3 protein-coding genes and 1 pseudogene are annotated in these 5223 nt (G+C 39.1%); 3 read left to right on the top strand and 1 reads right to left on the bottom strand.

The window, feature by feature from the left end; translation table 11 throughout:
* Positions 1–93: 93 nt before the first annotated feature.
* A pseudogene (locus HRU23_20275) lies at positions 94–777 on the bottom strand (IS110 family transposase).
* Positions 778–1259: 482 nt separating this feature from the next.
* Here HRU23_20275 and HRU23_20270 point away from each other — a divergent pair.
* From HRU23_20270 to HRU23_20260, 3 genes are all read left to right on the top strand, one after another.
* Entirely contained in the window at positions 1260–2789 is a 1530-nt protein-coding gene (locus HRU23_20270) for a transposase (GenBank protein NRA56475.1), read from the top strand.
* Between the two features lie 225 nt (positions 2790–3014).
* Positions 3015–4349: a DUF4935 domain-containing protein gene (locus HRU23_20265; GenBank protein ID NRA56474.1), complete on the top strand. Its 1335-nt coding sequence runs from the start codon at positions 3015–3017 to the stop codon at positions 4347–4349.
* A 78-nt stretch (positions 4350–4427) separates the two neighbouring features.
* A partial coding sequence (locus tag HRU23_20260) for a transposase (GenBank protein NRA56473.1) occupies positions 4428–5223 on the top strand: 796 nt, incomplete at its 3' end.

Raw genomic sequence — 5223 nt, 5'->3', positions numbered from 1 at the left:
ATTAGCTGATCTTGATGGATGTTATTGAATGATCTCCATCGATGTTATTAGGTGATCTCCATGGATGTTAATATGCACCGTTAAGGGAAGTTCCTCTTTTATCTCCTTACAACGCTGCTCGTTAACGTCTGCATACCGGCAATTGTGTTGATTGAAGAAGTCCAATAGTGTTTGTTTCCTAGCCTTTTTCACATCAGCTAACGATGGCCAACGCGAGATGAAATCGCAAAACACCATAGTATCTTTTTCTTTAAACCAATCAATGGGCTGAGGATAATAGTTTTTAAGTGTTGCGGTGATTTTATTGGACAAATTAACGCGGTCTTGAACCAGCTTACGACGATATTCGACCAGCTGTGCTAGTTCGCGTATTTTCTCTTTTTCAGGCGCTATCGCTCGGAGCTTACTCATATGCAGCCTAAGTATCTCAACTTGAATAGCGGCATCGGTTGGATCATCTTTGGCACCACTTTGTGAAAACGCCTTGCGGTATTTAGCAACGCTAGATGGGTTGATGGGAAATAACACGATGTGCTTATATTTAGACAATGCATATATTAAAGGGCCTTTTTTAAGCTCACAGCCAACAGCAATTAATTGCTTTGGATAACGGGTGGCGAGTTCTTGGGCCCACTGGTGGATAGCCTTGGGCGTTGTTGGAATGATGGATAAGTTGAGTTTATTAGAGTTGATAGGGTTTTCACAAATATCATGTTTTTTATCAGCCCAATCAATGCCAATTAACGCGGAAAAATCTTCAATAACAAAGGCTTTCATTATTGACCTCCTAGGCGTAAAGTAGCCAATGGAATATGCTTGATTTGTTTCTCGCAGGTCTTATAGATAGTCGGTATGACGACAATCCCTGAGTATGCGTGTTGAAACAAATGACTTCTGTTAGCTCGAATGTCTTGTTATAAACATGGTGTGTTTTACCTCAAATATTCGTAACTAACAGAAGCATATTCCCCTTATTTTAAGTAAAGGTAAATTATTTAAAATAAGGGAACGGACAAACTATAAGCGCCTAAACTGGGACAACTTTTCGCTACGCATTTTTGTGTTGCCGCTACGCGTCAGTATTACACAAAAATGCTTCACTACAAGCTGCCCGTTAGGCGGGCGTTGAGGCTGTAGAATTTATCAAAAAAGAACGTTTTCACGTTCTTTTTTAGTTTATGACTTTTGTATAAATATTAAGCTTGAACCGTGATCCGGTCTGTGATCTAATGGTTATTATTCACCCTGAGTGAAACAAGATGCCCAACTACAAACCTGATTTATCTTGTCAAAATAAATTCATCCCTATCGATTTCTCCCAGCAAATTATTCCTGGTACCTTTGAGTATGCATTAGCTCATATTGTCGATAATCGCCTTGACCTGTCTGGTTTTGATAAATGGTATTCTAACGATAAAAAAGGCGCGGCAGCGTACTCTCCGCAGGTGATGTTAAAAATTATTCTGCTAGGTTATTCAAGAGGATTAATTACTAGCCGTCGTATTGCAGATGCTTGCGCGACTAATATTATGTTCATGAGTTTGTCTGGTGATAGCCAGCCACACTGGACATCAATAGCTGCATTTGTTGCAAAAATGGAAGACCAAATTGAGCCATTATTCACGCAAGTACTGATGATTTGTGATGAGGAAGGGTTAATCGGCCGAAACATGTTTGCCATTGATGGCTGCAAGATTAAGTCGAATGCGAGCAAGGAATGGAGTGGCACACATGAAGAACTTGGCCGTAAACACGCAAAACTCAAACGAGCAAGCCAGCGTATTATCGCAAGGCATCAAGCGCAAGACAGTCTAAGTGAACCTGAAAAAACTCATGACATAAAGCAAAAAGATAAACTCGATAAAAGTGCTGATAAAATAGCGAAATTCTTAGCTTCAAGTGACGAAAAACTCGGCGCGACAAACAAACCAGTAAAGAGCAACATCACCGATCCTGACAGTGCCAAAATGACCACAAGTAAAGGCACAATTCAGGGTTACAATGGTATCGCGATAAATGACGACAAACACCAAATTATCATGCAGGCCAAAGTTTGGGGTTCAGTCGGCGAACAACAAACGTTAGCCCCAGCAGTCAAACAATTAGCAGAACAACTCGCTAAACTCGGCACACCAGACACATTCTCAACAGCAGCATTCACCGCTGACAGTGGTTTTCATAGCGAGAAAAACCTAGAGTTTATGGCGAGTACAGGATTAGATACCTACATTGCTGATACTCAGTTCAGAAGTCGTAATCCATTGTTTAAAACCAGTGAAACTTATCACACTGAAAAAGAAAAACGACGATTAAAACGCAGTAAAGGCAGGCCAAGATTATTTACATCAAAGGACTTTTACTTTGACGAGCAGCGTATGATGTGTCGTTGCCCAGCAGGAAAATTACTGTGGCTAAGTTGTAAGAATGTTGAAAGCGAGGGTAAACGTTACAGTCGATTTGCTGGATATTTAAAAGACTGTAAGCACTGCCCATTACAACAGCAATGCATGCGAAAACCGCCTCAAGACCGAGGGCGGCAAGTCCAGTTTTTACTTAATGCCGAGCGGCAATTATCTTACACGGATAAGATGCGCATAAAAATAGACAGCAGCATTGGTCGACGGCAATACAGCAAACGTTTAGGCATGATTGAACCGGTGTTCGGCAATATCACCGTGAACAAAGGGATGAATAAATTTACTTTGCGAGGTAAAGACAAAGTAAACGCCCAATGGCAGATGTATTGTCTAGTCCATAATATAGAAAAGCTAAGAAATAGCCTACATTGAAGGCTAAAGACTACCAATCCGGCCTTAAAACACCCTTTAACCTATCAGCATGTTCTAATTGATCATAAACATGATTGTCATCGAATAGTTAGTTAATTATTGATAAATATAACAATCTCAATTATTGTCTTCGCATATAAAAAATTTAGGCTGAGAATGATAAATTCTACAGCCTCGTTAGGCTTATAAAATAGTTATGTGTATCAATTTACGTTTAGGATCAAAATGAAAGACAATTTTAAATCGTTTCATAATGTGAGCACTGAAGAGCTTAAAGAATCGTGGGCTGAAGAAAAGACTATATTCGTATTTGATACAAATGTATTTCTAAACCTTTATGGTTATGCAAAGCAAACACGTGATGACTTCTTCAGACTGATCAAAAAGTTGGGTGATAGAGTTTGGATTCCCCACCAAGTTGGTCTTGAATATCAACGCAGAAGATTGGAAGTAATAAAAAATGAGAAAGTTGTTTTTAATGATATCGAAAGTAACTTGCAGAAAATTGAAAATGTATTTAAAGGTGACTTCGAACAATTAGCTTTAAAAAGAAGATTCCCAAAGCTAAATGAAAGTACTGAAAAACTTGAAAAAGAAATTAATAAATCTATAAGCAACTATAAAAAATCTGTCTCTCATTGGAATAATGAGCAGCCGTGTGTCAGGTCACATGACGAAATAAGAGACCTACTAAATAAATATTTTAATGGGAATGTTGGTGAAAAGCCAAATGATCAAGATTGGTTAGATAAACTGTATGCGGAAGGAGAACAGCGTTACAAAAACAAAATTCCACCTGGATTCAAAGACGCGGATAAAGCTAATCGAGGTGAAGATAGCTTCTATCATTTTGATGGTTTGTATTTTGAGAGGCAATATGGTGATTTGATTCTTTGGAAGCAATTATTAAGTAAAGCAGCCAGTGAAAATATCGATAATGTTATTTTTGTAACTGATGATTCAAAGGAAGATTGGTGGTATAAAATAAATTCAAATGGTAAAAAAACCATAGGTCCATTAGCTGAGCTTCAGGCTGAAATATATAGAGAGTCTGAGATACAAAAATTTCATATGTATAGTACGTCATCCTTTATGGAAGATGGTAAAACAAATCTATCAGTTGTTGTTAATAAGAGCTCTATAGAAGATGCAGGAATCCAACATCTTCAACCTTTAAATCGAGATGATATTCTTAAAAATCAAAAAATCATACGCTCATACCGAGATTCTCTAGCTGGAAATGAAGAGATTAAAAGAGCACAAGAAATCATACGCTCATTTCGAGATCCTCTAGCTGAAAACGATGAGATGAAAAGAGCACGAGAAATCATGCGCTCGTATCGAGACCCTCTAGCTGAAAATGAAGAGATTAAGAGAGCGCAAGAAATCGTGCGTTCGTATCGAGCTCCTCTAGTTGAAAATGAAGAGATTAAAAGATTACAAGAAATCATGCGTTCGTACCGAGAACCACTGGTTGAGAATGAAGAGATTAAGATAGCACAAGATTTTTTGCGCTCGTATCGAGCTAAAAAGAAAGATGATGATTCAAATAAAATATGAGACACCCACAAATTTTAGACGGCTAATTTCTTTTTGTACTAGGCTAGAGTCCTACTAAACGAGAGTGGGAGTAGCATCATGGCTAGAGCGAGAGGAAGTCTCATCGATTTATCGGCGACATCGTATTATCACGTGGTTTCACGGTGTGTGCGACGTGCATTTTTATGCGGCGAAGACCCATACACGGGGCAGGATTATAATCATCGACGTCAGTGGGTATTAGACAAAATACATTTGTTATCGAGTATTTTTGCCATTGATATCGCCGCTTACGCGATTATGAGCAATCATTATCACTTGGTATTGCGTGTCGACCGTGAACAGGCATTAGCATGGTCTCATGATGAAGTAATTGAGCGTTGGTATCGCCTTTATCATGGCAATCCTTTAGTTGATATGTATCGCAGTGGTTTGATTGACGATGAGGCAAGTCTTAATAAAATCGCTGAATTTACAGCGCTTTGGCGAGAACGTCTCTATGATATTAGCTGGTTTATGCGCAACCTTAATGAATACATTGCCAGAGCTGCCAATAAAGAAGACAAGTGCACCGGTCGCTATTGGGAAGGACGATATTACTCCCAAGCGTTACTTGATGAACAAGCCCTGCTCAGTTGTATGATGTATGTTGATTTAAACCCTGTGCGAGCGCAGATGTGTGATGATTTAGAGCATAGCGATTACACTTCGATTCAAGCAAGAATCACACAATATAAGAAGTATACCCAATCGTCACAAGAGCCGACTGACAATAAACCCACAGAACAACCACGCTATTTAATGCCCTTTGGCTCAACTGAAGACAACAATGCTATCGCGTTTACACTGTACGACTATTTAGAGCTTGCCGATTGGAGTGGGCGAGCGATACACC

This window comes from Gammaproteobacteria bacterium, from assembly GCA_013214945.1.
In the GTDB taxonomy this organism is placed as follows: domain Bacteria; phylum Pseudomonadota; class Gammaproteobacteria; order Enterobacterales; family Psychrobiaceae; genus Psychrobium.
The sequence above is the reverse complement of the archived record's forward strand: the minus strand, read 5'-3'. Positions and strand labels throughout refer to the sequence as shown.

What these genes read in the sequence shown, in the direction of transcription:
- HRU23_20270 (NRA56475.1), top strand. Translation starts at nt 1,260, where the DNA reads ATGCCCAACTACAAACCTGATTTATCTTGTCAAAATAAATTCATCCCT.
- HRU23_20265 (NRA56474.1), top strand. Translation starts at nt 3,015, where the DNA reads ATGAAAGACAATTTTAAATCGTTTCATAATGTGAGCACTGAAGAGCTT.